This is a genomic window from Microbacterium phosphatis (assembly GCF_049177115.1).
In the GTDB taxonomy this organism is placed as follows: Bacteria; Actinomycetota; Actinomycetes; order Actinomycetales; family Microbacteriaceae; genus Microbacterium; species Microbacterium phosphatis.
Genome location: NZ_CP185370.1, coordinates 185,071 through 210,000, shown reverse-complemented (window position 1 = coordinate 210,000; position 24,930 = coordinate 185,071). Strand labels below are relative to the sequence as shown.

Annotated in this window: 23 protein-coding genes; 17 read left to right on the top strand and 6 right to left on the bottom strand. The window is 72.6% G+C overall.

The window, feature by feature from the left end; genetic code table 11:
* Positions 1-72: 72 nt before the first annotated feature.
* Positions 73-2,271, top strand: coding sequence for a beta-L-arabinofuranosidase domain-containing protein (locus tag ACOKGD_RS00975; protein WP_342336185.1), 2,199 nt, complete (start codon positions 73-75; stop codon positions 2,269-2,271).
* Between the two features lie 51 nt (positions 2,272-2,322).
* On the opposite strand, the gene ACOKGD_RS00970 is transcribed toward ACOKGD_RS00975, so the two are convergent.
* The gene (locus tag ACOKGD_RS00970; RefSeq protein ID WP_342336184.1) at positions 2,323-3,954 is read right to left on the bottom strand and encodes a hypothetical protein; all 1,632 of its coding nucleotides are present in this window, start codon (positions 3,952-3,954) and stop codon (positions 2,323-2,325) included.
* Positions 3,955-4,053: 99 nt separating this feature from the next.
* Here ACOKGD_RS00970 and purL point away from each other — a divergent pair, with 99 nt between their 5' ends.
* The 4 genes from purL to ACOKGD_RS00950 all read left to right on the top strand — a co-directional run bounded on the left by purL (position 4,054) and on the right by ACOKGD_RS00950 (position 11,038).
* Positions 4,054-6,384 carry a phosphoribosylformylglycinamidine synthase subunit PurL gene (gene purL / locus ACOKGD_RS00965; protein WP_342336183.1) on the top strand — a complete coding sequence of 777 codons (2,331 nt, stop codon included), beginning with the start codon at positions 4,054-4,056 and terminating at the stop codon, positions 6,382-6,384.
* Entirely contained in the window at positions 6,381-6,542 is a 162-nt protein-coding gene (locus ACOKGD_RS00960) for a hypothetical protein (RefSeq protein WP_342336182.1), read from the top strand. Before purL ends, ACOKGD_RS00960 begins: the two co-directional genes overlap by 4 nt.
* A 67-nt stretch (positions 6,543-6,609) precedes the next feature.
* Complete coding sequence (locus tag ACOKGD_RS00955; RefSeq protein ID WP_342336181.1) at positions 6,610-7,347, top strand: hypothetical protein; 738 nt, start codon at positions 6,610-6,612, stop codon at positions 7,345-7,347.
* 103 nt (positions 7,348-7,450) lie between these two features.
* A complete protein-coding gene (locus tag ACOKGD_RS00950) occupies positions 7,451-11,038 on the top strand; it encodes an ABC transporter ATP-binding protein (RefSeq protein ID WP_342336180.1) in 3,588 nt (1,195 codons plus the stop codon).
* Positions 11,039-11,165: 127 nt separating this feature from the next.
* Here ACOKGD_RS00950 and ACOKGD_RS00945 read toward each other — a convergent pair whose 3' ends face one another.
* Complete coding sequence (locus ACOKGD_RS00945; RefSeq protein ID WP_342336179.1) at positions 11,166-11,336, bottom strand: hypothetical protein; 171 nt, start codon at positions 11,334-11,336, stop codon at positions 11,166-11,168.
* 173 nt (positions 11,337-11,509) lie between these two features.
* On the opposite strand from ACOKGD_RS00945, the gene ACOKGD_RS00940 reads away from it, so the two are divergent.
* The 8 genes from ACOKGD_RS00940 to ACOKGD_RS00905 are packed head-to-tail and all read left to right on the top strand — an operon-like array spanning position 11,510 to position 16,896.
* Entirely contained in the window at positions 11,510-11,872 is a 363-nt protein-coding gene (locus tag ACOKGD_RS00940) for a YciI family protein (RefSeq protein WP_342336178.1), read from the top strand.
* A gap of 3 nt (positions 11,873-11,875) precedes the next feature.
* Positions 11,876-12,229 carry a YciI family protein gene (locus ACOKGD_RS00935; RefSeq protein WP_342336177.1) on the top strand — a complete coding sequence of 118 codons (354 nt, stop codon included), beginning with the start codon at positions 11,876-11,878 and terminating at the stop codon, positions 12,227-12,229.
* A complete protein-coding gene (locus ACOKGD_RS00930) occupies positions 12,226-13,521 on the top strand; it encodes an RNA polymerase sigma factor (protein ID WP_342336176.1) in 1,296 nt (431 codons plus the stop codon). The genes ACOKGD_RS00935 and ACOKGD_RS00930 overlap by 4 nt, the downstream gene beginning before the upstream one ends.
* Positions 13,518-13,871, top strand: coding sequence for a YciI family protein (locus tag ACOKGD_RS00925; RefSeq protein ID WP_342336175.1), 354 nt, complete (start codon positions 13,518-13,520; stop codon positions 13,869-13,871). The genes ACOKGD_RS00930 and ACOKGD_RS00925 overlap by 4 nt, the downstream gene beginning before the upstream one ends.
* 2 nt (positions 13,872-13,873) lie before the next feature.
* Positions 13,874-14,638 carry a DUF899 family protein gene (locus ACOKGD_RS00920; RefSeq protein WP_342336174.1) on the top strand — a complete coding sequence of 255 codons (765 nt, stop codon included), beginning with the start codon at positions 13,874-13,876 and terminating at the stop codon, positions 14,636-14,638.
* 32 nt (positions 14,639-14,670) lie between these two features.
* On the top strand, positions 14,671-15,660 hold the full coding sequence (locus tag ACOKGD_RS00915) for an ABC transporter ATP-binding protein (protein WP_342336173.1): 990 nt from the start codon (positions 14,671-14,673) through the stop codon (positions 15,658-15,660).
* Positions 15,657-16,445, top strand: coding sequence for an ABC transporter permease subunit (locus ACOKGD_RS00910; RefSeq protein ID WP_342336172.1), 789 nt, complete (start codon positions 15,657-15,659; stop codon positions 16,443-16,445). Before ACOKGD_RS00915 ends, ACOKGD_RS00910 begins: the two co-directional genes overlap by 4 nt.
* 55 nt (positions 16,446-16,500) lie before the next feature.
* A complete protein-coding gene (locus ACOKGD_RS00905; RefSeq protein WP_342336171.1) occupies positions 16,501-16,896 on the top strand; it encodes a RidA family protein in 396 nt (131 codons plus the stop codon).
* 66 nt (positions 16,897-16,962) lie between these two features.
* Here ACOKGD_RS00905 and gdhA read toward each other — a convergent pair whose 3' ends face one another.
* Positions 16,963-18,309 (bottom strand): NADP-specific glutamate dehydrogenase, encoded by a 1,347-nt coding sequence (gene gdhA / locus ACOKGD_RS00900; RefSeq protein WP_342336169.1) that lies wholly within the window; start codon positions 18,307-18,309, stop codon positions 16,963-16,965.
* A gap of 276 nt (positions 18,310-18,585) precedes the next feature.
* On the opposite strand from gdhA, the gene ACOKGD_RS00895 reads away from it, so the two are divergent.
* From ACOKGD_RS00895 to ACOKGD_RS00885, 3 genes are read left to right on the top strand one after another with little or no spacing between them, the layout of a single operon-like run.
* Positions 18,586-18,978, top strand: a complete 393-nt coding sequence (locus ACOKGD_RS00895) for a GntR family transcriptional regulator (protein WP_342336168.1) — start codon at positions 18,586-18,588, stop codon at positions 18,976-18,978.
* On the top strand, positions 18,975-19,883 hold the full coding sequence (locus ACOKGD_RS00890; protein ID WP_342336167.1) for an ABC transporter ATP-binding protein: 909 nt from the start codon (positions 18,975-18,977) through the stop codon (positions 19,881-19,883). The genes ACOKGD_RS00895 and ACOKGD_RS00890 overlap by 4 nt, the downstream gene beginning before the upstream one ends.
* The gene (locus tag ACOKGD_RS00885) at positions 19,880-20,596 is read left to right on the top strand and encodes a hypothetical protein (protein WP_342336166.1); all 717 of its coding nucleotides are present in this window, start codon (positions 19,880-19,882) and stop codon (positions 20,594-20,596) included. Before ACOKGD_RS00890 ends, ACOKGD_RS00885 begins: the two co-directional genes overlap by 4 nt.
* A gap of 20 nt (positions 20,597-20,616) precedes the next feature.
* On the opposite strand, the gene ACOKGD_RS00880 is transcribed toward ACOKGD_RS00885, so the two are convergent.
* The 3 genes from ACOKGD_RS00880 to ACOKGD_RS00870 all read right to left on the bottom strand — a co-directional run bounded on the left by ACOKGD_RS00880 (position 20,617) and on the right by ACOKGD_RS00870 (position 23,711).
* Entirely contained in the window at positions 20,617-20,934 is a 318-nt protein-coding gene (locus tag ACOKGD_RS00880; protein ID WP_342336164.1) for a chorismate mutase, read from the bottom strand.
* A gap of 52 nt (positions 20,935-20,986) precedes the next feature.
* On the bottom strand, positions 20,987-22,324 hold the full coding sequence (locus ACOKGD_RS00875; protein ID WP_342336163.1) for a lactonase family protein: 1,338 nt from the start codon (positions 22,322-22,324) through the stop codon (positions 20,987-20,989).
* 100 nt (positions 22,325-22,424) lie between these two features.
* Positions 22,425-23,711, bottom strand: coding sequence for an adenylosuccinate synthase (locus tag ACOKGD_RS00870; protein WP_342336161.1), 1,287 nt, complete (start codon positions 23,709-23,711; stop codon positions 22,425-22,427).
* A 199-nt stretch (positions 23,712-23,910) separates the two neighbouring features.
* Here ACOKGD_RS00870 and ACOKGD_RS00865 point away from each other — a divergent pair, with 199 nt between their 5' ends.
* Positions 23,911-24,912, top strand: coding sequence for an AAA family ATPase (locus ACOKGD_RS00865; RefSeq protein WP_342336160.1), 1,002 nt, complete (start codon positions 23,911-23,913; stop codon positions 24,910-24,912).
* The last annotated feature ends 18 nt before the right edge of the window (positions 24,913-24,930 follow it).

The window sequence follows — 24,930 nt, the reverse complement described above, 5'->3', positions numbered from 1 at the left end:
CATGTACATTGATCTTGACAACGCTGAAGCGGATACCGATCAGCGCCGTTCGCCGCCTCTCCGGGAGCCACGATGAAGTTCTTCCCCGCCCACGCCGTGCGTCTGACGGACGGCCCGTTCGCCGCGGCCCTGCGCACCGACCTCGACAGCGTCCTGGCGCTCGACGGAGACCGGCTGCTCGCGCCGTTCCTGCGCGAGGCGGGCCTCGATCCGGTCGCGCCCTCGTACGGCAACTGGGAGGACTCGGGCCTGGACGGCCACACCGCCGGGCACTGGCTCTCGGCCCTCGCCCATCTGCACGCCGCGACGGGCGAGGACGAGCCGCTCGCGCGGCTGCGCGCCGCGCTCGACGAGCTCGATCGGGCGCAGCGGGCGGTCGGCACCGGATGGCTCGGCGGCGTGCCGGGCGGCGCCGCGCTGTTCGGGAGCCTGCGCGACGGCGGCATCGACGCCGCGCGCGCGATCGGATCGCACACGCACTGGGTGCCCTGGTACAACCTGCACAAGACCTTCCAGGGGCTGATCGACGCGCACGTCGTCGCGGGCGAGGAGCGCGCCCTGCGGATGGCGACCTGGCTGGCCGACTGGTGGCTCGACATCGCCGCGGGCATGGACGACGACGCCTTCGAGGCGATGCTCGACACCGAGTTCGGGGGCATGAACGAGGCGTACGCCACCCTCGCGCGCCTCACGGGCCGCGAGGACTACGCGGCCATGGCGCGGCGCTTCTCGCACCGCGCGATCCTGGATCCGCTGCTCGAGGGCGCCGACGCGCTCACGGGGCGCCACGCCAACACGCAGATCCCGAAGGCGGTCGGCTACGCGGCGGTCGGCGGCGAGCTGCACGATGCCGCCGACGCCTTCTGGCGGACGGTCGTCACGCGCCGGAGCGTGGTGATCGGCGGCAACAGCGTGCGTGAGCACTTCCACGACCCGGGCGACTTCACCCCGATGATCGAGGACCGCGAGGGCCCCGAGACCTGCAACACCTACAACATGCTCAAGCTGACCCGCGAGCTGCTCGAGGCCGCGCCCCGGCCCGAGATGCTCGACTACGCCGAGCGCGCGCTGCTCAACCACGTGCTCTCGGCCCAGCACCCCGACGGGGGCTACGTCTACTTCACGTCGATGCGGCCTCGTCACTACCGCGTGTACTCGACCTCCGGGCTGGGCTTCTGGTGCTGCGTGGGAACGGGCATGGAGATGCAGGCCCGCGTGGGCGAATGGGTCTTCGGCACGGAGGGCGACGCGCTCGCGGTGAACCTGTTCGTGCCGGCCGAGCTCGACGCCGCCGACTTCGGCGTGCGCCTGCGGCTCGACGCCGACCTGCCCTCGGACGACCGCGTCACCGTGCGCGTCTCGGGCGACGCCCCGCGCCCCTTCCCGCTGCGGCTGCGGGTGCCCGGCTGGGCCGGCCGCCTCGACGACCTGCGGGTGAATGGCGCCGCGGCGACGGGCGCGGTCTCGCCGGGCGCCGTGACGATCGAGCGCGCCTGGGGCGACGGCGACGAGGTCTCGTTCCGCGTGCCGCTGGAGCTTCGCGCCGAGCGCCTGCCCGACGGATCCGCCTGGCAGGCCTACCTCGCCGGGCCGTTCGCTCTCGCCGCGCGCGACGAGTCGGGCGACCTCGACGGCCTGCGCGCCGACGACAGCCGGATGGGTCACGTCGCCGCCGGCCCCCTGCGCCCCCTCGGCGACGTGCCGATCGTGCCCGAAGGCGTCGCCGGCGCCAGCCGCACGGGCCCCGCGTCGTGGCGGGTGCCCACGGCCGACCCCGCCGGGTTCATCGACCTCGAGCCCTTCGCCGGCCTGCACGACAGCCGCTACACGATCTACTGGCCGATCGACGGCCCCGGCCGCCGGGCCCAGCTCGTGGCCGAGGACGAGCGCCTCGCCCTCGACCAGGCCACCCTCGACGCCCTCGCGTTCGGCGAGCAGCAGCCCGAATCGGATCACGCGGTCGCGGCCGACGGCTCGCCCGTGTGGAGCGACGGCGACGCCCACGGCAGGCACCTCCGCTCGACCATCACGGCGACCCTGCGCGATCCGGCCTCCGCCGGGCGGCGGCTGCGCCTGCGGGTGCTCCCCTCCGCCGAGGCCACGGCCTTCACGCTGGCGTGGCCCGGCGAGGCGCGCCGCACCGTGCGCATCGCCGCGGGTCAGGACGTCGTCGAGCTGGACGTCGCCCCGGCCGCTCCCGCCCACCTCGAGCTCGTGCCGATGGCGGGCGTGCCCGCCCCGGTCATCCGCGAGCTCCGCCTGCTGCGCTGACCCGCGCCGCGCAGCGACCCCGCGCCTCGCGTCGGGCACCCGCCTCGCGTCTCAGAGGGGACGAGCCTCGTCGCGACGGCGCATGAGCTCGCGGCGCGTGCGGGCCGTGAGCAGGGACGGGTCGCCCAGCGACGGCACCGTCGCCCACATCTCGGGCTCCTCCTGGCCGAGGGCCGCGAGGTACTGGGCGGCGCGGGCCGCTGGCGTCTGACCGCGCAGGCCCAGCGACGCCATCAAGCGCGCCGGATCCAGCGGGCCGACGGGGGCGAACGCATCGTTGGCGACACCGGCGATCCAGGCGATCGCGGCGGCGGCGAGCTCGGGCTTGCCCTTCGCGAACAGCCGCGGGTCGGTCTCGGCCAGCAGGTCGGCGACCCCCGCCGCGGCGACGCGGATCTCCGGATCGCCGAGCGCCTCGTCCTCGAACAGGGCACCGGCCCGCTCCAGCAGCGCGTGCACCTTCGCGAGCCCCGCCGCGGCGCGCTCGTCCAGGTGTCGCAGATCCGGCACCACCCGCGTGATGGGCACGGCGGTCAGGCCGTCGAGGTGTCGCCGGCCCCCGACTCGCAGCGCCAGCACCGCCAGCTCGTGCGCCGCGGGGTCGTCCTCCGGCAGGTCGCCGTCGGCCTCCATCGCGGCGAGATCGAGGAACTCGTCCTGCAGTTCGTCCAGGGCCTCGACCGTGTACGCCGTGAGGCGCTCGTGCACGCCGGCGAGCTCGTGCCCCGCGGCGACCAGCGCGCGCAGCGCCGCGACCAGGGTCTCGGGATCCTCCTGCGCGAACGGCAGGTGATCCAGGAGCAGATCGGTGACGAACGTGTCGCTCCACAGCCTCGGATCGCCGGATCCGCTCAGCTCGCGGTTCAGCGAGACCAGCAGGCGCGCGGCGTCGCCGGATCCGGGGGCCGCCTGCTCGGCGGCGGCGACGAGCTGCGCATCGAGGGCCTCGTCCTCCGCCGGGCGCGGGAGGACCGATCCGCCCGCCGGCAGGCTGCGCAGGATCCAGGCGAGCAGCGAGCGGTGGCCCGGCCAGGTCTCGGTGACCAGCGGCGGCTCGATCACGAGATCGGCGGCGACCGCCTGGAGCACGCGCTCGCGGGCGTCGGCCGGATCGATGTCGACGACGGTGAACGTGTCGAGGTCGATGCCCTTGGTGCCCGCGGCGAGCGCCGCCCGGAACTCCTCCGGGGCGACGAAGGCGTCCTCGATGGTGCCGCCGCCGTCGCGGTCGACGAAGACGGTGGCCGTCGCGGGGGTGCCGTCCGGCAGCGTCGCGCCGATGACGATCGTGCTGGCGGCGCCCAGGACGTGCTCGATCGAGGTGACCCCGGTGATCTCGAGCGCGGCGTCCGCGTCGGTCTCGTCGAGCCAGGCGGGCAGGGTCTTCCAGCGTCCGCGCGCCTCCGCGCGGATCCGCTCGGCGAGCGCCGCGTCGGCGGGCCCGTTGCCGTCGAGCATCGGCGCCATCGCCAGCAGCAGCGCGTCGCTCTGGCGCACGGCGTCGGCCAGCGTGCTGTCCACCATCTCCCCGAGCGTGGGCATCCCCGACACCGGGTTGCCGTCGGGGTCGAGCGGCCGCCGGAGCATCTCGAGCACGCGGCTCGCATAGGTGGCGAGGTCGTACGCGTCACCCCGCAGCGCCTCGTCGACGTTGCGGATGAGATCGAGGTCACGGCGCACCATAGGACGAGGGTATCCGCGGTGTCCTGGGCGGCAGATCGGCCCCGCTTCTCCCGCGTAGACTGGGCGGGTCCGGCCCGCCGCCCGCCGAGGAGCTCCCGCGTGACCAACGCCCCCACCGAACACGTCGCCGACACCGTCGAGAACGCCGCCGCCACGCCCGAGCGCGAGCAGCCGTTCGACGCCCTCGGCCTCAAGCCCGACGAGTACGCGAAGATCCGCGAGATCCTCGGCCGCCGCCCCACGTCGGGCGAGCTGGCCATGTACTCGGTCATGTGGTCGGAGCACTGCTCGTACAAGTCGAGCAAGATCTACCTCCGCCGCTTCGGCGACAAGGTCTCGGACGAGATGAAGAAGCGCCTGATGGTCGGCATGGGCCAGAACGCGGGCGTGGTCGATGTGGGCGAGGGCTGGGCGGTGACCTTCAAGGTCGAATCGCACAACCACCCGTCGTACATCGAGCCCTTCCAGGGCGCCGCGACCGGCGTCGGCGGCATCGTCCGCGACATCATCTCGATGGGCGCGCGCCCCGTCGCGGTCATGGACCAGCTGCGCTTCGGCGCCATCGACCACCCCGACACCGCGCGCGTTGTGCACGGCGTCGTCTCGGGCATCTCGTCCTACGGCAACTGCCTGGGCCTTCCGAACATCGGCGGCGAGACGGTCTTCGACTCGGTCTACCAGGCCAACCCGCTCGTCAACGCGCTCGCCGTCGGCGTTATGCGCCACGAGGACATCCGCCTGGCTAACGCCACCGGCGCCGGCAACAAGGTCGTGCTGTTCGGCGCCCGCACGGGCGGCGACGGCATCGGCGGCGCGTCGATCCTGGCCTCCGACACCTTCGCCGACGGCGGCCCCACCAAGCGCCCCGCGGTGCAGGTCGGCGACCCCTTCGCCGAGAAGGTGCTCATCGAGTGCTGCCTCGAGCTGTACAAGGACGACCTCGTCGAGGCCATCCAGGACCTGGGCGCCGCGGGCATCTCGTGCGCGACTAGCGAGCTCGCCGCCAACGGCGGCTCGGGCATGAACGTCGAGCTGACCAACGTCCTGCTGCGCGACCCCTCGCTCACCGCCGAGGAGATCCTCATGAGCGAGTCGCAGGAGCGCATGATGGCGATCGTCGCGCCCGAGAAGCTCGACGCGTTCCTCGCCGTGGTGAAGAAGTGGGACGTCGAGACCAGCGTGCTCGGCGAGGTCACCGGCGACGGCCGCCTAGTCATCACCTGGAACGGCGAGACCATCGTCGACGTCGACCCGTCCACGGTCGCCGTCGACGGCCCGGTCTACGAGCGCCCCGTCGCCTACCCGACGTGGATCGACGCCCTGCAGGCCGACTCGGCCGCCGCGCTCGAGCGCCCGACCGACGGCGCCGCGATCCTGGATCAGGTCAAGCAGCTCGTCGCGTCGCCGAACCTCGCCGACACCAGCTGGATCACGAACCAGTACGACTACTACGTGCTCGGCAACACCGCCCTCGCCTTCCCCGACGACGCGGGCATGATCCGCGTCGACGAGGAGACGGGCCTGGGCGTGTCGATCGCGACCGACGCGAACGGCCGCTACTGCCAGCTCGACCCGTACGCGGGCGCGCAGCTGGCCCTGGCCGAGGCGTACCGCAACGTCGCCGTCACGGGCGCCGAGCCCACCGCCGTCACCGACTGCCTGAACTTCGGCTCGCCGGAGAACCCCGAGGTCATGTGGCAGTTCTCGCAGGCCGTCGACGGCCTGTCGGACGCCTGCCTCGAGCTGGGTGTCCCCGTCACGGGCGGCAACGTCTCGTTCTACAACCAGACCGGCGACACCCCGATCCACCCGACGCCCGTCGTCGGCGTGCTCGGCATCATCGACGACGTCTCGCGCCGCATCCCGAGCGGATGGCAGGACGCGGGCGAGAACATCTACCTGCTGGGCACGACCGCGCTCGAGCTGGACGGATCGGCCTGGGCCGGCACCGTGCACAACCACCTCGGCGGCCGCCCGCCGAAGGTCGACCTGGCGGGCGAGCGCACCCTCGCCGGCATCATCGGCGCGGCGAAGGACGAGATGCTCGTCTCCAGCGCGCACGACCTCTCCGAGGGCGGCCTGGCCCAGGCGGTCACCGACGCCGTCCTGCGCTTCGGCGTCGGCGCCCGCGTGTGGCTGACCGAGATCATGGAGCGCGACGGCGTCGACGCCGCCACGGCCCTGTTCTCCGAGTCGACCGGTCGCGTGATCGTCACGGTCCCGCGCGAGGAGGACGTGAAGTTCCGCGGACTCTGCGAGGGTCGCGGCTACCCCGTGATGCGCATCGGCGTGACCGACACCGAGCCCGTGCTCGAGGTGCAGGACCTCTTCCAGGTGCCCGTCGCCGAGCTGCGCGCCCTGTCGACGGGCACCCTGCCCGCCGCGTTCGGCGCCACCGTCACGGAGCCGGTCGGGGCCCGACAGCGATGACGCAGATCAACCACTCCGAGCTCGAGCCCGACGGCGAGGCCGCCGACCTCTGGTCCGAGAAGCGCAACCGCCGCGTCCGCACGGTCGCGTGGGTGGTGATCGGCGCCCTGCTGGTCACCGGCGGCGGAGCGACCGTCTTCGCCCTGCTGTTCGGCTGAACCGCGTCGCGAGAGGGGGGAGGACTTCGGTCCTTCCCCCTCTCGTCGTTTCGCCTAGAGTCGGAGCGTGCTGGAGCCCGTTTTCCACTTCATCGGCCAGAACTGGTGGCTGTGGTTCGTCTTCGGCGGATCCATCGTCGGCGGTGTCCGCGCGATCGGCGCGTGGACCGAGCGCTCCGCGAAGCAGCGGCACAAGCGCCGGCTCGAGGTGATCCGGGCGAAGGCGGAGGCCAAGGCGCTCACGACCGCCGCCGCCCCCGCGCTTCCGGCCGGGGTCGTCGAAGCCGACGAGAAGACCCAGCGCGATCGCCTCGCGCGCCTGCTCGACGCCCATGCCGACGTCACCCGGCGCTGGCTCGAGTACGAGCTCGACGTGGCCAAGCTCATCGCCTTCCCGACGATGAGCGACGGCCGCGAGCCCCTGACGGCGGCGTTCCTGCGCGCCAAGAAGGCCGCCGACGCCCTGCGCCCCGACGCGGGCGCCAAGCTCGACCAGGAGGCCTTCACGGAGTACCGCGACGCGGTGCACGACTACGAGGTCGCGTTCGACGTCGCCGAGCAGGACGCGCGGCGCGTGCGCGACAGCGGCTTCAGCGACGAGGAGCGCAAGCGGCTGGAGCGCGCCCAGCAGCTGCTGCAGACCGCGGTGGATCAGTCGGCCACGGGCGCCGAGCGTCAGCTCGCCTACAAGCGGGTGCGCGCCGAGCTCGACGGGCTCATCGCGCTGCCGCCCGAGGCCGTCGAGGTGCTCGAGAAGAAGGTCGCCCCGCAGATCGAGCAGCGCCTCCCTCCCGAGCCCGCCTGACCCCGGCGGTCGCCGGGCCCGGCGGTCGCCGCCGGAACCGCTCCCACCGGTCCGCGCACCCGACGGGCGCGGAGTGTCCGAAGCGCGTCGTAGCGTTGTCCTGATGTCCCAGGCACCTGCTTCCGCGCCCGCTCCGTCCGACGACCCGGCGGGCGCATCGGCGCGCCCCGTGTGGCGTCGCCTCGACTGGCGGCGGCTGCGTGGCGTCGCCTCGCTGATCGCGCTGACCCTGCTGGCCGTGGGCACCACCGCGCAGGCAGTCGGGACCGTGATCGCCGGCCGGCTCGCGGGCGACCCCACGACGACCGCGCTGATCCTGTTCGCCCTGTGCGTCATCGGCGGCGCCGCGGTCGACAGCATCGGTCAGGTGCTGTGGGCGGGTGTCGTGGACCGCGCCGAGGGCAGGCTGCGAGCCGACCTGCTCACGGCGGCGATGAGCCAGCCGCTCGCGGTCCTGTCCGAGCAGGCGGTCGGCGAGGTGATGGACAGGGTCGACGACGACACCCGCGCGGTCGGATCGCTGGTGCGACGCCAGCTCTGGGGCGCGGGCCGCACCGTGGCCGGCGTCCTGCCGCTGTGGGTGGTGGCGAGCGCGACCTGGTGGCCGGCGTGGCTGCTGTTCCCAGCGCTCGGCGCGGTGGTCACGGTGGTGGCTCGGCCGCTGCTCAGCGAGATCGCGCGCCGCAAGGTCCTCGAGGAAGAGGCGTGGACCGATCACGCGGCCGCGTTCGAGGAGGCGGTGGCCGCGCGCAACGACCTGCGCACGAGCCTCGGCCAGGCCTTCGCGGTGCGCCGGCTCGCGCAGATCTCCGCGGTCGTGCACGAGCGTCTGCGCGCGCTGACCGGGCTCGAGATGCGGCTCATCTACCGGGCCGAGCTGCTGCTGCACGCGCTGCTGGGCGGCATCGCCGTGGTCGGGGCGGTGCTCGCCTTCGGCGGCCAGCTTCCCGTGGCGCAGCTTGTCACCCTGTTCCTGGCGACCGCGCTGCTCGTCGGATCCGTCTCGAACCTCGTCCACCACCTGCCCGACATCCAGGAGGGCCTTGGCGCCCTCGTCCGCATCCGGCAGATGCTCGAGGTCGACCCCGAGCCCACCGGGGGCCGGGAGGTGCCCGCGGGGCCCGTCGGCCTGGAGGTGCGCGACCTCACCTTCGCGTATGAGGAGGGCCAGTTCGCGCTCGAGCGCGTGTCGCTCGAGGTGCCGGCCGGGCAGACGATCGCGCTCGTGGGGCGCACGGGCTCGGGCAAGTCGACCCTCGCCGCGTTGATCTCCCGCGCGCAGGAGCCCGCCGCGGGGACGGTGTTCCTCGGCGGGGTCGACGTGTGCGACCTCGACCTGCAGATGCTGCGCGCCGCCGTGGGCGTCGTCACCCAGCGCACCGAGATCCTCTCCGGCACCCTGGCCGAGAACATCGCGCTGTTCGCGCCCGTCCCCCGCGGCGAGATCGAGGCGGCCGTCGCCGAGCTCGGGCTCGGCGACTGGGTCGCGGGCCTGCCCGGCGGGCTCGACACCCCGCTCGGCCCGGGCGGCACGGCCCTGTCCGCCGGCGAGGAGCAGCTCGTCGCCTTCGCCCGCCTCCTTGTGCGTCAGGTGCAGGTGGTGGTGCTCGACGAGGCGACCGCGCGGATGGATCCCCTCACCGAGGCACGCGTCGTCTCGGCGGCCGAGCGCCTGCTGAGCGGCCGGACCGGTGTGCTCGTCGCGCACCGGCTGTCGACCATCGAGCGCGCCGACCTGGTCGCCGTGCTCGATCACGGGAGCGTGGTGCAGCAGGGGCCGCGCGCGACCCTCGCCGTCGCCGAGGGGCCCTTCCGGCGCCTCCGCGAGGCCGCCGCGACCGCCGGCGTGATCGATGAGACCGCCGACGGAGAAGACGCCCCGCGTCCCGCCGAGGTCCCGCACCCCGCGCCCGGCGACGCGCCCTCCGACGACGCCGCCGACGACCCGAGCGCGGGTGTGGGGACGCGGCGCCGCGCGGGCACACCGCCCGACCTCCCCGTGACCGGCGACGGGCCGTCGCTCTCGCGCGGCATCCTCCACGTCCTGTTCGTGCGTCCCGAGTGGGGCGTGGTCGGCGCCGCGCTGTTCCTCGTCTCGGCGCTCGCCTCGGCGCAGGGCGCGCTGACCGGCTTCCTGTGGGGCCGCACCGTCGAGGCGCTGCAGGCCGGCGACATGCCGTGGGCGCTGCTCAGCGGCCTGGTCGCGCTGGTGCTGCTCAGCCCGATCGCGCTCGGCAAGGCCATCCACCTCTACCCCAGCTGGTGGATCGAGAACCTGCTGCGGGTGCGGATGCGCGTGATGTACGGGCAGACCCGGCAGCACCGCCTGTCGGCGACGCCGCCGGGCGAGATCGTGGCGCGCGCCATGGATGCCGACCGGTACGTCATGTACGCCGACCGCTGGGTCGACTTCGTCAACGGGCTGATCATCGCCGCGGTCACCGCGCTCGTCTCGCGCTCCTGGCTCGCGGGCGGCGTGCTGCTCGCGGTCATGATGGTCTCCGCGCTGGCCGCCGCCGTGGGCCGCCCGATCGCCGGGCGCTCGGCGACGCGCTCCTCGGCCGCGCGCGCCCGGTTCGGCCGCTCGCTCGTCTCGGCGCTCGACGCGGCGCGCACCGTCAAGCTCGCCGCCCGCACCCCCGAGGTGCACCGTCACCTGCAGGAGGTCGACAGCGGCCGCGTGCGCGCGGCGATCTTCGAGCACCGCGTGCAGGCCGTGCTCGACGGCGTCCCGATCGTCGCCCTGCAGCTCGGCGCTGTCGCCGCGTGGGCGGCCTTCCTCACCGACCAATGGAACCTTGCCACCACGCTCCTCGTCGCCAACGCCGTCACCGGCTTCGGCTGGTTCGGCGTCGTCGCCGGCGCCGTCGTGACCGAGGCCCCGGGCACGCGGGCGTGGCAGCAGGCCACCGCGCGCTTCGCCGGCGGCGTCGACCTGGTCGATCCCGTGCCGGGCGTCGACCTCGTCGCGGGCACCGCGCCCGAGCCTCCCGTGGTGCGACGCGAGCCGCTCCAGACGCTCGAGCTGGCGGGTCTCACGGCCGTGCACGACGACGGCACGCTCGGGGTGGCCGGCGTCGACCTCACCGTGCGGCGCGGCGAGCTGGTGCTGCTGCTCGGCCAGATCGGATCCGGGAAGTCGAGCCTGCTGGCGGCGCTCTCGGGCCTCGTGGAGCACACGGGCCACATCCGGTGGAACGGCACGACCGTCGGCGACGCGCAGGAGTTCCTGCGGCCGGGGCAGGTCGCGCACGTGGCACAAGTGCCGCGGGTGCTCAGCGGCACGTTCGCCGACAACGTGCGCCTCGACCACCCGCGCGACGTCGAGGGCCCCATCGACGGCGCCCGGCTCGGCGAGGACGTGGCCGAGGCGGGTGGCTCCCACGCGCTCGTCGGGCACCGCGGCGTGCGGCTCTCGGGCGGCCAGGTGCAGCGCCTCGCCCTCGCGCGGGCGCTGGCGGCCGATGCCGAGCTGCTGCTCGCCGACGACGTGTCCTCGGCGCTGGACGCCCGCACCGAGATCGAGCTCTGGCAGGCGCTGCGCGACCGCGGCACCACCGTGATCGGGTCGACCTCGAAGCGCGCCGCCCTCGCCCGGGCAGACCGCGTCGTCGTCCTCGCCGAGGGCGAGGTCGCGGCGGTCGGCCCGTGGCACGAGCTCGCCGCGCGCTGGGGCCACCTGGCCGGCTGACCCCGCGGCCGCCGGCCCGGCCGGGCGCGGCCCGCGGTGCGCTCGGAAGGAGAAATCCCTTCCGTCGGAGCGAAGCGGTCCGGATCCTCCTACGGAAGGGATCCCTCCGCCGCGACGGCCGGAGCGCTCAGGCCCCGAGACGCGTGAGCGCGGCCGCGGGGATCGAGAGCAGGAAGTCGGCGATGCGGGTGCGCGTCGCGCGGCGGCGGGCCCTGCGCTCGCGCGTGCGCTCCCAGCGCAGGTCCGCGATCCGGTCGGCGAACTCGCGCCGCTCGTCGGGGCTCATCGGGTCGGACATGTCCGTCACCTCTCGTCTCTGTCTCCGGCGGGGCCGATCCGGTGATCCGCCCTCGACAGAGCGACGACGAGCCCGGGCCGGATCCGACATCCACGACGGCTCTTGAGATTTCTCCGCCCGAGGCTGTCGAATCGACCCGGGGCCGTTCGTAGACCTCATGAAGGAGGCACACGATGGGTGCACAACAGAGGTTCCTGGTGATCCACATGACCGACCCCGCCGCGGCGGAGTGGGATCCGGCGATCGACGAGCCGGCGATGGACGCCTGGCTCGCCCACCGCGAGGGCCCCCAGGGGTGGCAGCCGAACGGCGAGACCGTCGCCGGGCCCGCCGCCGCCCGACGCATCACGGCCCACGACGGCGATGTCGTGGTGACCGACGGGCCGTTCCCCGAGTTCGCCGAGTGGTTCCTCGGCGTCGAGTGGATCGAGGCCGAGTCGATGGAGCACGCCACCCGGCTGCTCGAGAACCATCCGACCGCCCGCATCGGGCGGATGTACGTCGTGCCCACCCGCGGCACGCACGAGGAGGACTGAGTCATGGCGCGATACCTGCTGTCGGTGATGGGCCGTCAGGAGTACACGGAGTTCTACGGATACGCCTCGGCCGACGAGATGCGCGAGGCGATGGCGGCGACGGAGGCGTTCAACGAGCGTCTCGCCGACGCCGGAGTGCTGGTGTTCGTCGACGGGCTGGAGGAGGCCTCCACCGCCACCGTCATCGACGCGCGCGGCGACGAGCCGCTGTTCAGCGACGGCCCGTTCATCGAGGCGAAGGAGGGCCTGAACGGCCTCTGGATCATCGACGTGCCCGATCTGGACGCGGCCCTGAAGATCGCCTCCGAGGCCTCGCACGTCTGCCGGGAGCGCATCGAGGTGCGGCCGTTCGCATGACCGCCGCGCCCGCCGCCGCCGAGGCCGTCGCCCGCACCCACCGCGAGGAGTGGGCGCGGGTGGTGGCGGGCCTCGCGCGGAGGTTCGGTGACCTCGACCTCGCCGAGGAGATGGCCGCCGAGGCGTTCGCCACGGCGGTCGAGCGGTGGCCGGCCGACGGGATCCCGCCCAACCCGGGCGCCTGGATCACCACCACCGCGCACCGCCGCGCGATCGATCGCCTGCGCCGCGAGAGCCGGCGCGACGCCAAGCAGCAGGAGGCGTTCATGATGCACGACGACTCGCCACCGGATCCGGTGGGTGCGGTCGACGACGACCGCCTGCGCCTCGTGTTCACCTGCTGCCACCCCGCGCTGTCCATGGAGGCCCGCGTGGCCCTGACCCTGCGCATCGTCGGCGGCCTCACGGTGCCCGAGATCGCACACGCCTTCCTCGTGCAGGAGACGACGATGGGCCAGCGGATCAGCCGCGCGAAGGCCAAGATCAAGGCCGCGCACATCCCGTTCCGCGTGCCGGAGCACACCGACCTCCCCTCGCGCGTGGGCGGGGTGCTGGCCGTGCTGTACCTGATCTTCAACGAGGGCTACCTCGCGTCGGGCGAGAGATCGGATCCGATCCGCCGCGACCTGACGAGCGAGGCCATCCGGCTCACCCGGCTCGTGCGCGAGCTGCTGCCCGACGACTCGGACGAGCGCGGCGAGGCCACGGGGCTGCTCGCGCTGATGCTGCTGACCGAGGCCCGCACCGCCGCGCGCGTCTCGCGCGACGGCGAGCTCGTTCGCCTGGACGAGCAGGATCGCGGCGCCTGGGATCGTGCGCTGATCGCCGAGGGGCTGGCGCTTGTGCGCGAGCGGGTCGACGCGGTGCGGGCCGGCCGGGCCCGCGCCGGCCGGTACGAGCTGCTGGCCGCCATCAACGCCGTGCACGTCCGCGCACCCCACGCGTGCGACACCGACTGGTCGCAGATCGTCGCGCTGTACGGGCAGCTCGAGCGGATCGATCCGAGCCCCATCGTGACCCTCAACAAGGCCATCGCGATCAGCGAGTTCGACTCGCCCCAGGTCGCGCTGGCACTGGTCGACACGCTCGCCGGCTCGCTCGACGAGTACCACGCCTTCCACGCCACCCGCGCCGAGCTGCTGCGGCTGGTCGGCCGCTCGGCCGACGCGCACGCCGCCTACGACCGGGCGATCGAGCTCGCCGGGAACACCGCCGAGTCCAGCCACCTCATCCGCCGCCGGGGCCAACTGGCGACGCCACCGAGATCACCCCAGAAGGAAGAAGCATCATGACGCAGAAGTTCCTGGTCCTGCACCTGACCGACCTCGCCGGATCCACCCTTCCTCCCGAGGAGGACCAGCGCATGCTCGAGAGCTGGGCCGAGGAGGGCGAGCGGTCCGGGGCGCTCGGCATGGGCGCCCCGGTCGCCAGCCCTGACCGCGCGAAGTCGGTGGTCGTGCGCGACGGCAGGACGCTGATCACCGACGGCCCCTTCCCCGAGTTCAAGGAGTGGTTTGCGGGCTACGACCAGCTCGAGGCCGAGTCGATCGAGGAGGCGGCCGTCTACATGGCGAAGCACCCCAGCGCGGTGCTCGGGCGGATCCTGATCCTGCCCGTCGTGAAGCTGCCCTGGGAGGAGTGACCATGACCGACACCCAGCTTCCCGGGTCGCCGCCGATCGTCGACCGTGCCACCTGGCAGGCGGCGCGCGACGCGCTGCTCGTGCGCGAGAAGGCGCACACGCGCGAGGGCGATGCGATCGCCGCGGCGCGCCGCCGCCTGCCCATGTTCGAGGTCGACGCCGGGCAGCCGGTCGTGGGAGCCGACGGGCCCGTGCCGTTCATCGACCTGCTCCAGGGCCGCGACGAGCTGCTCGTCTACAAGCACATGTGGCACGACGGCGCGCCCCATCAGGGCCAGTGCGAGGGCTGCACCATGTCGGCGTGGGAGCTGCGCGAGGCCGTCTACCTCCGCGCCCGCGGCGTCTCGTACGCCGTGCTGTGCGAGGGCCCGTGGGACGAGATCGCCCCGTTCCGCGAGTTCATGGGCTACACGGAGCCCTGGTACTCGGTGCGCGGGGTGCCGGATCCGATCGGCGGTGAGATGGGGCACCTGACGGCGTTCCTGCGCCGGGGCGACGACGTCTACCTGACGTACGACACCACCGGCCGCGGGGGCGAGATCGCCGACACCCAGCTGCGGCTGCTCGATCTCCTGCCGTACGGCCGCGGCGAGTCGTGGCAGGACGTCCCCGACGGCTGGCCCGAGGGCGACCACCCCTGCTGGTACTGGCGCAGCGACGAGCAGGGCCGGGGCCACCACGGCGAGAACACCCGCCCCGTGCCGCAGTGGACGCGCCCCGGCGCCGGCCCCGTCGAGACCCTGGGCAGGCGGCACGCCCACCACTGATGCGCGGGAGGGGGCGGCGCTAAGGTGAGCGCGTGAGCACCGCCGCCATCGAGGTCGCCGACCTCCAGAAGCACTACGGGCGGCACACCGCCCTGCGCGGGATCGACCTGCATCTCGCGCCCGGATCGGTACTGGGGCTGGTCGGGCCGAACGGCGCCGGCAAGACGACGACGCTCCGGATCCTGCTCGATCTGCTCCGCCCGTCCGGGGGCTCCGTGCGCGTGCTCGGTGCCGAGCCGCGCCGCGGCGGCCCCGCGCTGCGGGAGCGCATCGGGTACCTGCCCGGCGACCTGCGCCTCGACGGGCGCACCACGGGACGGCAGCTGCTCTCGTTCTACGCCCGCGTGTCCCGCCCCGTTCCCCGCGGGCGGGACGAACAGCTCGCCGAGCGCCTGGGGCTCGACCTCTCGCGCCCGGTCCGGGCGCTCTCGAAGGGCAACCGCCAGAAGCTCGGCATCGTGCAGGCGTTTATGCGCGACCCGGACCTGCTGGTCCTCGACGAGCCGACCAGCGGGCTCGACCCGCTGGTGCAGCGGACGTTCCTCGACCTGGTGCGCGAGGCGCGGCACAACGGCGCGGCCGTGCTGCTGAGCTCGCACGTGATGAGCGAGATCCAGCACGTCGCCGATGACGTCGCCGTCCTCGCGGACGGCAGGATCATCGCCACGGGCGACGTCGCGGCCCTGCGCCGCCGGGCGGCCCGCCGCGTCCGCGCGGTCTTCGCCGACGCCGACTCCGAGGCCGTGTGGGATCACCTCCGGCACCTGCCGCTGCGCGACACGGCCCTCGCCGACGAGCCGGATGGTGTGCGCCTGGATGCCCTCTACGACGGCGAGCTCGATGCCCTCGTCAAGACCATCTCGGGCCTGACCACCGCCGAGCTCGACATCCAGGAACCGGATCTGGAGGACGCGATCCTGCAGCTCTACAAGCGCCCGCGCGATCCGGCGACCAAGCGCCCTCCCCTGGATCTCGCGTCGCTCGCCGACGCGCGCGGCACCGCGAGGGAGGCGGGCCGGTGACCCACGTGCTGTTGCGCGAGCTGGCCGGGTCGTGGCGCTCGACGGCCCTGTGGTCGTTGGCCATCGTCGGGATCCTGTCGCTCTACCTGCCCCTGTACCCGAGCCTCGTGGGCGGCGACATGCAGGCGCTGCTCGACTCTCTGCCGCCGGACCTCGTCACGACCCTCGGCTACGACGACATCACCTCGGGGCCGGGCTACGTGCAGGCGACCTTCTACGGGCTGATGGGGTTCTTCCTCGTGACGGCCGCCTCGGTGGGCTGGGCGTCGCAGGCCGTCGGCGGGCACGAGCAGTCCGGGCGTCTCGAGCTCGATCTGGCGCACGGGATCGGCCGGGGGCGCTACGTGCTGGCGCAGGCGCTGGCCCTGGCGATCCGGGTCCTGGTCCTGGTGCTGGTCGGCACGGCCGTTGTGCTGGGGTTCAACACGTCGGCCGAGCTCGAGCTGGAGGTGGGGCCGGTGCTCGTCGCCGGTGCGGCGCTGGCCGGACTCGCGCTGTTCTGCGGCGTGTGGGCGCTGCTGGCCGGGGCCGCGATCGGCGGGCGCGCGCTGTCCGCCGGCGTCGGCGCGCTGGTGGCGGTGGCCGGCTACGCGCTCAACGCCGTCGCGGCCCGCACCCCCGACTCGGACTGGATCGCCGCGTCGTCGCCGTATTCGTGGGCGTTCGGCGACGCGCCGCTGCAGGGCGGTGTCACCGTCGCCGACCAGTGGCCGCTGTGGCTGTTCGTCGTGGCTCTTCCCGCTCTGGCCATGCTCGCCCTGCGCCGGCGCGACCTCCGCGGCTGAGCCGGTGCAGGCCCCCGCCCTGGCGGATGTCGGAGGCCGGTGGGACCGTGGGCGCATGAACGGAATCGAGAGGATCCGCCCCGCGGGGCTCGTGCACAGCCCCGCGTTCAGCCACGTCGCCGTTGTGCCCCCGGGCGCGACGACGATCTACGTCGGCGGCCAGAACGCCGTCGACGCCGATGGCGCCCTCGTCGGAGGGGACGACGTCGCCGCCCAGGCCGGCCGCGCGGTCGACAACGCCATCGCCGCGCTGGCGGCCGTCGACGCGACGCCCGCCGACGTCATCCAGTGGACGGTGCTCATCGCAGAGGGCGCGGATCTCCGCGCCGCCTACGGGGCGATCGCGGCGAAGGTCGCCGCGCCCGAGCCGCCGCTCGTGACCGCCGCGGTGGTGGCCGCGCTCGGCGTGCCCGGGGTGCTCATCGAGGTCAGCGCCGTCGCCGCCCGCTGACCCGCTCACGCCGCGGGACGACGAAGGGGCGGGCGCGTGATGCGCCCGCCCCTTCGAGGGATCGGATCAGATGACGCCGAGCGCGAGCATCGCGTCGGCGACCTTCGTGAAGCCGGCGATGTTGGCGCCGACGACGTAGTCGCCGGGGGCCCCGTAGCCGTCTGCCGTCTCGAGCGAGCGGTCGTGGATCGACTTCATGATGCCGTGCAGGCGCTCTTCGGTGTACTCGAACGACCACGCGTCGCGCGACGCGTTCTGCTGCATCTCGAGCGCCGAGGTCGCCACGCCACCGGCGTTGGCGGCCTTGCCGGGCGCGAACTTCACGCCGGCCTCGCGCAGCACGCGGATCGCCTCGGGCGTGGTGGGCATGTTCGCGCCCTCGGCGACGACCTTCACGCCGTTCTTCACGAGCTGGATGGCCGCGGCCTCGCCCAGCTCGTTCTGCGTGGCGGACGGGATGGCGACGTCGGCGGGGACGTCCCAGATGGATCCGCCCTCGACGTACACGGCGCCCTCGCGGGCGTCGGCGTACTCGCTGATGCGAGCGCGGCGCACCTCCTTGACGTCCTTGAGGAGCTCGATGTCGATGCCCTTCTCGTCGACGACGTAGCCGCTCGAGTCCGAGACGGCCACGACGGTGCCGCCGAGCTGGTGCACCTTCTGCGTGGCGTAGGTCGCGACGTTGCCCGAACCCGAGACGATGACGCGCTTGCCGTCGAACGAGTCGCCCGAGGTGGCGAGGATCTCCTGCGCGAAGAAGACGGCGCCGAAGCCCGTCGACTCGGTGCGCACCAGGGATCCGCCCCAGCTGATGCCCTTGCCGGTGAGCACACCCGACTCGTAGCGGTTGGTGATGCGCTTGTACTGGCCGAACATGTAGCCGATCTCGCGGCCGCCGACGCCGATGTCGCCCGCGGGGACATCGGTGTACTCGCCGATGTGGCGGTACAGCTCGGTCATGAACGACTGGCAGAAGCGCATGATCTCGGCGTCCGACTTGCCCTTGGGGTCGAAGTCCGAGCCGCCCTTGCCGCCGCCGATGGGGAGGCCGGTGAGGGAGTTCTTGAAGATCTGCTCGAAGCCGAGGAACTTCACGATGCCGAGGTTCACCGACGGGTGGAAGCGCAGGCCGCCCTTGTAGGGGCCCAGTGCCGAGTTGAACTCGACACGGAAACCGCGGTTGACCTGGGCGCGACCGGCGTCGTCGACCCACGGCACACGGAAGATGATCTGGCGCTCCGGCTCGCACAGGCGGCGGATGACCTGGGCGTCGACGTACTCGGAGTGCTTCTCGACGACCGGGCCGAGGCTTTCGAGGACCTCGTGGGCGGCCTGGTGGAACTCGAGCTCGCCGGCGTTGCGGGTCACGATCTCATCGAAGATCGGCACGAGGTGGGCATGCAGCTGCGGCATGGGACTCTCCATCAGCTAGGAGCGCGGGCCTGGTGGGGATGAGGTCGCGCTCGGAAAGAAATCCGGCCGGATCAGCCGGTGCGGTGACACCGCGGATTGCGACTGCCGGCGAGGCTCGGATTCTCCTCGGGCATGTCGTCCCCAAGTTTAGGGGGCGTTGCGCCGTCGACCTCACCGCAAGCCTCCAGCGGTTGTGAGGAGAGCAGAGGGTTGACACTCTCGGCGTTCCATGGTTCATTACTTGAGTAACTAACCCACCCACCACCAGGGGTCGCATTGATCGAAGAAGGCAAGCCGCTGTTCGTGCAAATCGCCGAGCGCATCGAGGACTCCATCGTGGACGGCTCCCTCCCCGAGCGGGACCAGGCGCCGTCGACGAACGAGCTCGCCGCCTTCTACCGGATCAATCCGGCCACCGCAGCGAAGGGAGTCGCGATGCTCGTCGACAAGTCCGTGCTCGAGAAGCGCCGCGGCATCGGCATGTTCGTGTCGGACGGCGCGCGCGAGCTGCTGCTGCGCGAGCGCCGCGACGCGTTCGCCGACCGCTACATCACCCCCCTCATCGACGAGGCCCGCCGCATCGGCCTCTCCCCCACCGACCTCGCCGCGCTCGTCCGCGAGCACGGCTCCACCCCCCAGGCATCCCCCGACACCGGAAGGCAGTCATGACCGCCGTCATCGAGGTGCGAGACCTCACCAAGCGCTACAAGGACACGCTGGCCCTCGACGCCGTCAGCTTCGACGTCGAGAAGGACACGATCTACGGCTTCCTCGGCCGCAACGGGGCGGGCAAGACGACAGCCATGTCGATCCTGACCGCCCAGAACTTCGCCACCAGCGGTTCCGTCCGCGTCTTCGGCGAGCACCCCTACGAGAACGCCCGCGTGCTCAGCCGCATCTGCTTCGTCCGCGAGAGCCAGAAGTACCCGGACGACGCGACGGCCCGGCACGCCCTCGCCGCCGCGCTGCTGTTCTTTCCCCACTGGGACCAGGATCTCGCCGAGCGCCTCGTCGACGAGTTCCAGCTGCCGATGAGGACGCGCATCAAGAAGCTCTCGCGCGGTCAGCTCTCCGCCGTGGGAGTGATCATCGGCCTCGCCTCGCGCGCCGAGATCACCTTCTTCGACGAGCCCTACCTCGGGCTCGACGCCGTGGCGCGGCAGATCTTCTACGACCGCCTGCTCGCCGACTACGCCGAGCACCCGCGCACGATCCTGCTGTCGAGCCACCTGATCGACGAGGTCGCGAACCTCGTCGAGCGGGTCCTGGTGATCGACCGCGGCCGGATCATCATGGACGAGACCACCGAGGACGCGCTGCAGAAGGCCACCAACCTCGTGGGCGACGCCGCCGCGATCGACGCGTTCCTCCGCGGCCGCGAGGTGATCCACCGCGAGTCGCTGGGTCGCGTGTCGTCCGTCACGCTCGTCGGCGGCCTCACCGCCGCCGAGCGCGCCGAGGCATCGGCCGCGGGCCTCGAGCTCGCGCCCGTCTCGCTGCAGCAGCTCATCGTCCGCAGCACCCAGCACGCCACGCACGCGCGTGCGTCCGAGAAAGAGGAGGTGGCGTCGTGAGCGCCGTCGCCAGCAGCCCCCAGCGGCACAACCGGATCCTCAACGTCGTCCGGCTGCAGTTCATCAACAAGGTCACCTACATCTGGATGCCCCTGCTTGTGCTCGGGGCGTCGTGGGTGATCTCGATCCTGATCTTCACGATGATCCCGATCGACGAGCCGAAGTACGGCGGCGGGGCGCAGGCGCCGCTGTGGGCCTTCATGGCGGTGGGCATCCAGGCGATGACGATGTCGTTCCCGTTCTCGCAGGCGATGAGCCTCACACGGCGCGAGTTCTACCTCGGCACGCTCGCGGCGGCCTCGGTGACGGGCGTGATGCTCTCGACCGTCTTCGTGGTGATCGGCCTGATCGAGAAGGCGACAGACGGCTTCGGCGTCAACGGCTACTTCGCCTACCTGCCGGCCGTCTGGGCCTCTGGCTGGTGGGCCGCGTGGATCACGTACTTCGTGATCACGATGTTCCTCTTCGTCATCGGCTTCTGGAGCGCGACGATCTTCAAGCGCTGGGGAACGCTCGCCGTCACCCTCGTGCTCACGGGCCTCGGCCTGATCCTGGTGGGTGTGGTGTTCCTCATCACCCGGCTCGAGGCGTGGCCCGCCACATGGACCTGGCTGGTCGAGACCGGCCCCCTGGGAATGGCGCTCTGGGCGGTGCCGGCCATCGCGCTCATGGCGCTCGGCAGCTACGTCACCCTTCGCCGCGCGGTGGCGTAGGGGCCGGCGGCGCGGTCGCGCTACGCGTCGGCCGCGGTGCTCTTGAAGGCTTCGTGGTGGCGGATGACCTCCGCCACCACGAAGTTGAACCACTTCTCGGCGAACTCCGGATCGAGGTGGGCGGCCTCGGCGAGAGCGCGCAGGCGGGCGACCTGCTGCTCTTCGCGGTACGGGTCGGACGCCGGCATCGCGTGCGTCGCCTTCAGCAGCCCGACCTGCTGGGTCGCCCGGAAGCGCTCGGCCAGCATGTAGACCAGCGCCGCGTCGATGTTGTCGATGCTGGCGCGCAGGCGCAGCAGCGTCGCCTGGGGGTCCTCTGCGGGCGTGATCTCGCTCATGGCATCGAGGTTACCGGGGCCCGGGCGCCGGCCGGTTCGCCCCCCGCGCGGATCAGCGGACGGGCAGGATGTGCTGCGGCGTCGGGACCGCGAGGCGGTGGCGCACCCGGCCCGGCACGCCCGTGCGCTGATCGACCGCCAGCGAGGCGATCTCGTTCGATCCCTGCCCCGCGATCAGCAGGGCGTCGCGGATCACCACGTGGTGACGCGGCGTGCGGATGCCCGACTCGGCGAGCGCGACGTGCTCGAGGCGCTCGCCATCGCCGCGCACGCGCAGCACCGCGATGGTGTCACTGCCTCGCAGACCGGCGTAGAGGAACTCGCCGTCGCGCGAGCGGGTGAGCTCGGCGCCGGTGTCGGTCGCCATCGCCCCGGGCGACGCGGTGGTGGCCGAGCGGAGCGCCCAGCGGCCGTCGGGCCCCGCCGCGAGCGCGTACACCTCGCACGAGAACTCGGTGACGACGTGCAGGTGACCGCTCGGGTGCAGGCTCAGGTGCCGCGGCCCCGTGCCCCGCGGCAGGGCGACCTCGTGATCGAGGCGCAGGCCCTGAGGCGACGTGCGCCAGAACCGCACCAGGTCGTAGCCGAGGTCGGTGGTGGCGACGAGCCCGCCGGGCAGGAACACCGAGCAGTGCGCGCGCGGCACGCGCTCGGCGGGCGGCTCGGGGGCCGCCGGCGCCGTGCCGCTGAGGTCGACGGCACCCGCCAGCGGCGAGGCCGGATCCGGGGCGCCGCGCAGGATGTCGCGGACGGCCGGGTCGTCGAACGGGTCCTTCGACCGCCCGAGCAGGGCCAGGATCTCGTCGAGCCCGGCATCCGCGCCGATCGCGGGCGCGGGGGCCGTGCCCGCGAGCAGCGCCGCGATCTGCGAGGCGTCGGCACCGCGGTCCACCAGGCTGCGCAGATCGGCGATGCCGCCGTCCTGCGCGACGAGGGAGGCGGCATCCGGTGCGGGCGCCTTCCCGGTCGAGTAGGGATCCTCCGAGGGGTCGCCGACCGCCGCCGCTCCGAGGCGTCCGTCCGTCCCGAGCGCGACGTGCGTCACCCTGCCCTCGCCCCACGAGGTGGCGACGAGGTGGGATCCGTCCGGCGAGACGCTGACGTGGCAGGTCGCGTCGCCCGTGGCGACGGTGGGGCCGAGGGGCGTCAGCGTCGACTCGCCCGTGCGGCGGAAGGCGCCGACGTGGCCCTTCTTCTCGAGCGCCGCGTAGACCATGTCGAGGCGGGGATGCGGGGCGAGCCAGGTCGGCGACGGCGCCGCGACGGCATCGCCGGAGAGCGCCAGCGGCCCGCTCGCCAGGGGCGAGTCGGCATCGCCCGCCGTGGCGGCCATGATGCCGTTCGCCTCGGCCTTCATGTCGGCGCCGCGCGCCCCGATCCAGAACCTCATGCCTCGATCCTGACAGGTCGCCTCTCGGCAGCGGCAGCGGCGCAGACGCGAAGAGGCCGTCGCGCGAACGCGACGGCCTCGTGAGCGCGAGCGGATCGGGTCAGTCGACCAGGTCGTGGCGCACGATGACGGCGTCGCGGCCGGGGCCGACGCCGATGACCGAGATGCGGGTGTTGCTCATCTTCTCGAGGGCCAGCACGTAGTCCTGCGCGTTCTGCGGCAGATCCTCGAAGCGGCGCACGCCCGTGATGTCCTCGGACCAGCCGGGGAAGTTCTCGTAGATCGGCTTCGCGTGGTGGAAGTCGGTCTGGTTGACCGGCACCTCGTCGAAGCGCACGCCGTCGACGTCGTACGCGACGCACACGGGGATCTCGTCGAGCCCCGTCAGCACGTCGAGCTTGGTGACCACGAGGTCGGTGATGCCGTTGACGCGGGTGGCGTAGCGCGTGATGGGCGCGTCGTACCAGCCGGTGCGGCGCAGGCGCCCGGTGGTGGTGCCGTACTCGAAGCCGGTCTTGCGCAGCCACTCGCCCTTCTCGTCGAAGAGCTCGGTCGGGAAGGGGCCGGCGCCGACGCGGGTCGTGTAGGCCTTGACGATGCCGACGATGCGGTCGAGGCGGTTGGGGCCGACGCCCGATCCGGTCGACGCCCCGCCGGCCGTCGCGGACGACGACGTCACGAACGGGTACGTGCCGTGGTCGACGTCGAGCATGGTCGCCTGGCCGCCCTCGAAGACGACGACCTCGCCGCGGTCGAGCGCCTCGTTCAGCAGCAGGCCCGTGTCGCACACCATGGGGCGCACGCGCTCGGCGTACGAGAGCAGGTCCTCGACGATCTCGTCGGCGCTGATCGAGCGGCGGTTGAAGATCTTCACCAGCAGGTGGTTCTTCTGGTCGAGCGCTGCCTCGACCTTCTGGCGCAGGATCGACTCGTCGAACAGATCCTGGACGCGGATGCCGACGCGGTTGATCTTGTCGGCGTACGCGGGGCCGATGCCGCGACCGGTAGTGCCGATCTGACGCTTGCCGAGGAAGCGCTCGGTGACCTTGTCGAGGGTGCGGTGGTAGTGCGTGATGACGTGCGCGTTCGCGCTGACCTTCAGCTTCGACGTGTCGATGCCGCGGGCGTTGAGCGCGTCGAGCTCCTGGAACAGCACCTCGAGGTCGATGACCACGCCGTTGCCGATCACGGCGTTCACGCCGGGCGACAGGATGCCCGAGGGCAGCAGGTGGAGGGCGTACTTCTCGCCGCCGATCACCACGGTGTGGCCGGCGTTGTTGCCGCCGTTGAACTTCACGACCCAGTCGGTGCGCTCACCGAGAAGATCGGTGGCCTTGCCCTTGCCCTCGTCGCCCCACTGGACGCCGACGATCACGATTCCTGGCATGGGTTTCCCCTTGTCTGTGCACGAGCCCTGTGGCTCGATGTGCCCAAGACCTCTCTCCCGCTTTTCGGGCTGCGTTCTGGGCCGCCGCCAGTCTACCGGGACGGGCGTGCCGGGCCCGGGGGCGCCGCCATTCCGGCGTCCGGGGCCCCCGTTACGCTGGGTCCGGATCGGATGCGCGCGCGTCCGCGAGGGGAGAACCATGAGCGAGACCACCGAGGCCCCGACTCCTCAGGAGATGGCCCGGGCCGTGGAGGTCATCCGGATCGTCTCCGACGCGTACTCGTCGAAGATGGTCGGCCAGGAGCGCCTGCGCACCAGCCTGCTCATCGGCCTCATCGCGGGCGGCCACATCCTGCTCGAGTCGGTGCCGGGCCTGGCCAAGACCACCGCGGCCTCGACGCTCGCCGACACCATCGACGCGCAGTTCAAGCGCATCCAGTGCACGCCCGACCTGCTGCCCTCCGACATCACCGGGAACCAGGTCTACGACGCCAGCACCGGATCCTTCCGCACGGTGCTCGGGCCGGTGCATGCGAACTTCGTCCTGCTCGACGAGATCAACCGCTCGAGCGCGAAGACGCAGAGCGCGATGCTCGAGGCGATGCAGGAGCGCCAGACCACGATCGGCGGCGAGGTGCACCGCCTGCCGAAGCCCTTCCTCGTGATCGCGACGCAGAACCCCATCGAGCAGGAGGGCACGTACGAGCTGCCCGAGGCCCAGATGGACCGCTTCCTGCTGAAGGAGATCGTCGAGTACCCGTCGCCGCAGGAGGAGTTCGAGATCCTCGAGCGGATCGACTCGGGCGCCCTCGACCCCGAGCATCACGTGCACAGCTCGGTGACGCTCGCCGATGTCCACCTGCTGCAGGAGGTCGCGAGCCGCATCCACGTCTCCCCCGCGATCCGCAACTACATCGTCGGGCTGTCGTACGTCACGAGGAACCCCGCGCCGTACATCGGCGAGCAGAAGGCGCGGTACATCAAGTACGGCGCCAGCCCCCGGGCCTCGATCGCCTTCCTGCAGGCATCGCGCGCGCTGGCGCTGCTCAACGGCCGCGCGCACGTGCTGCCCGAGGACATCCGCGCGCTGCGGCACGTCGTGCTGCGCCACCGCGTGCTGCTGAACTTCGAGGCCGAGGCCGACGGGGTGCGGAGCGAGGAGATCATCGACGCGATCTTCGCCTCCGTCCCGACGCCCTGATCAGGGCCGGCGACGCAG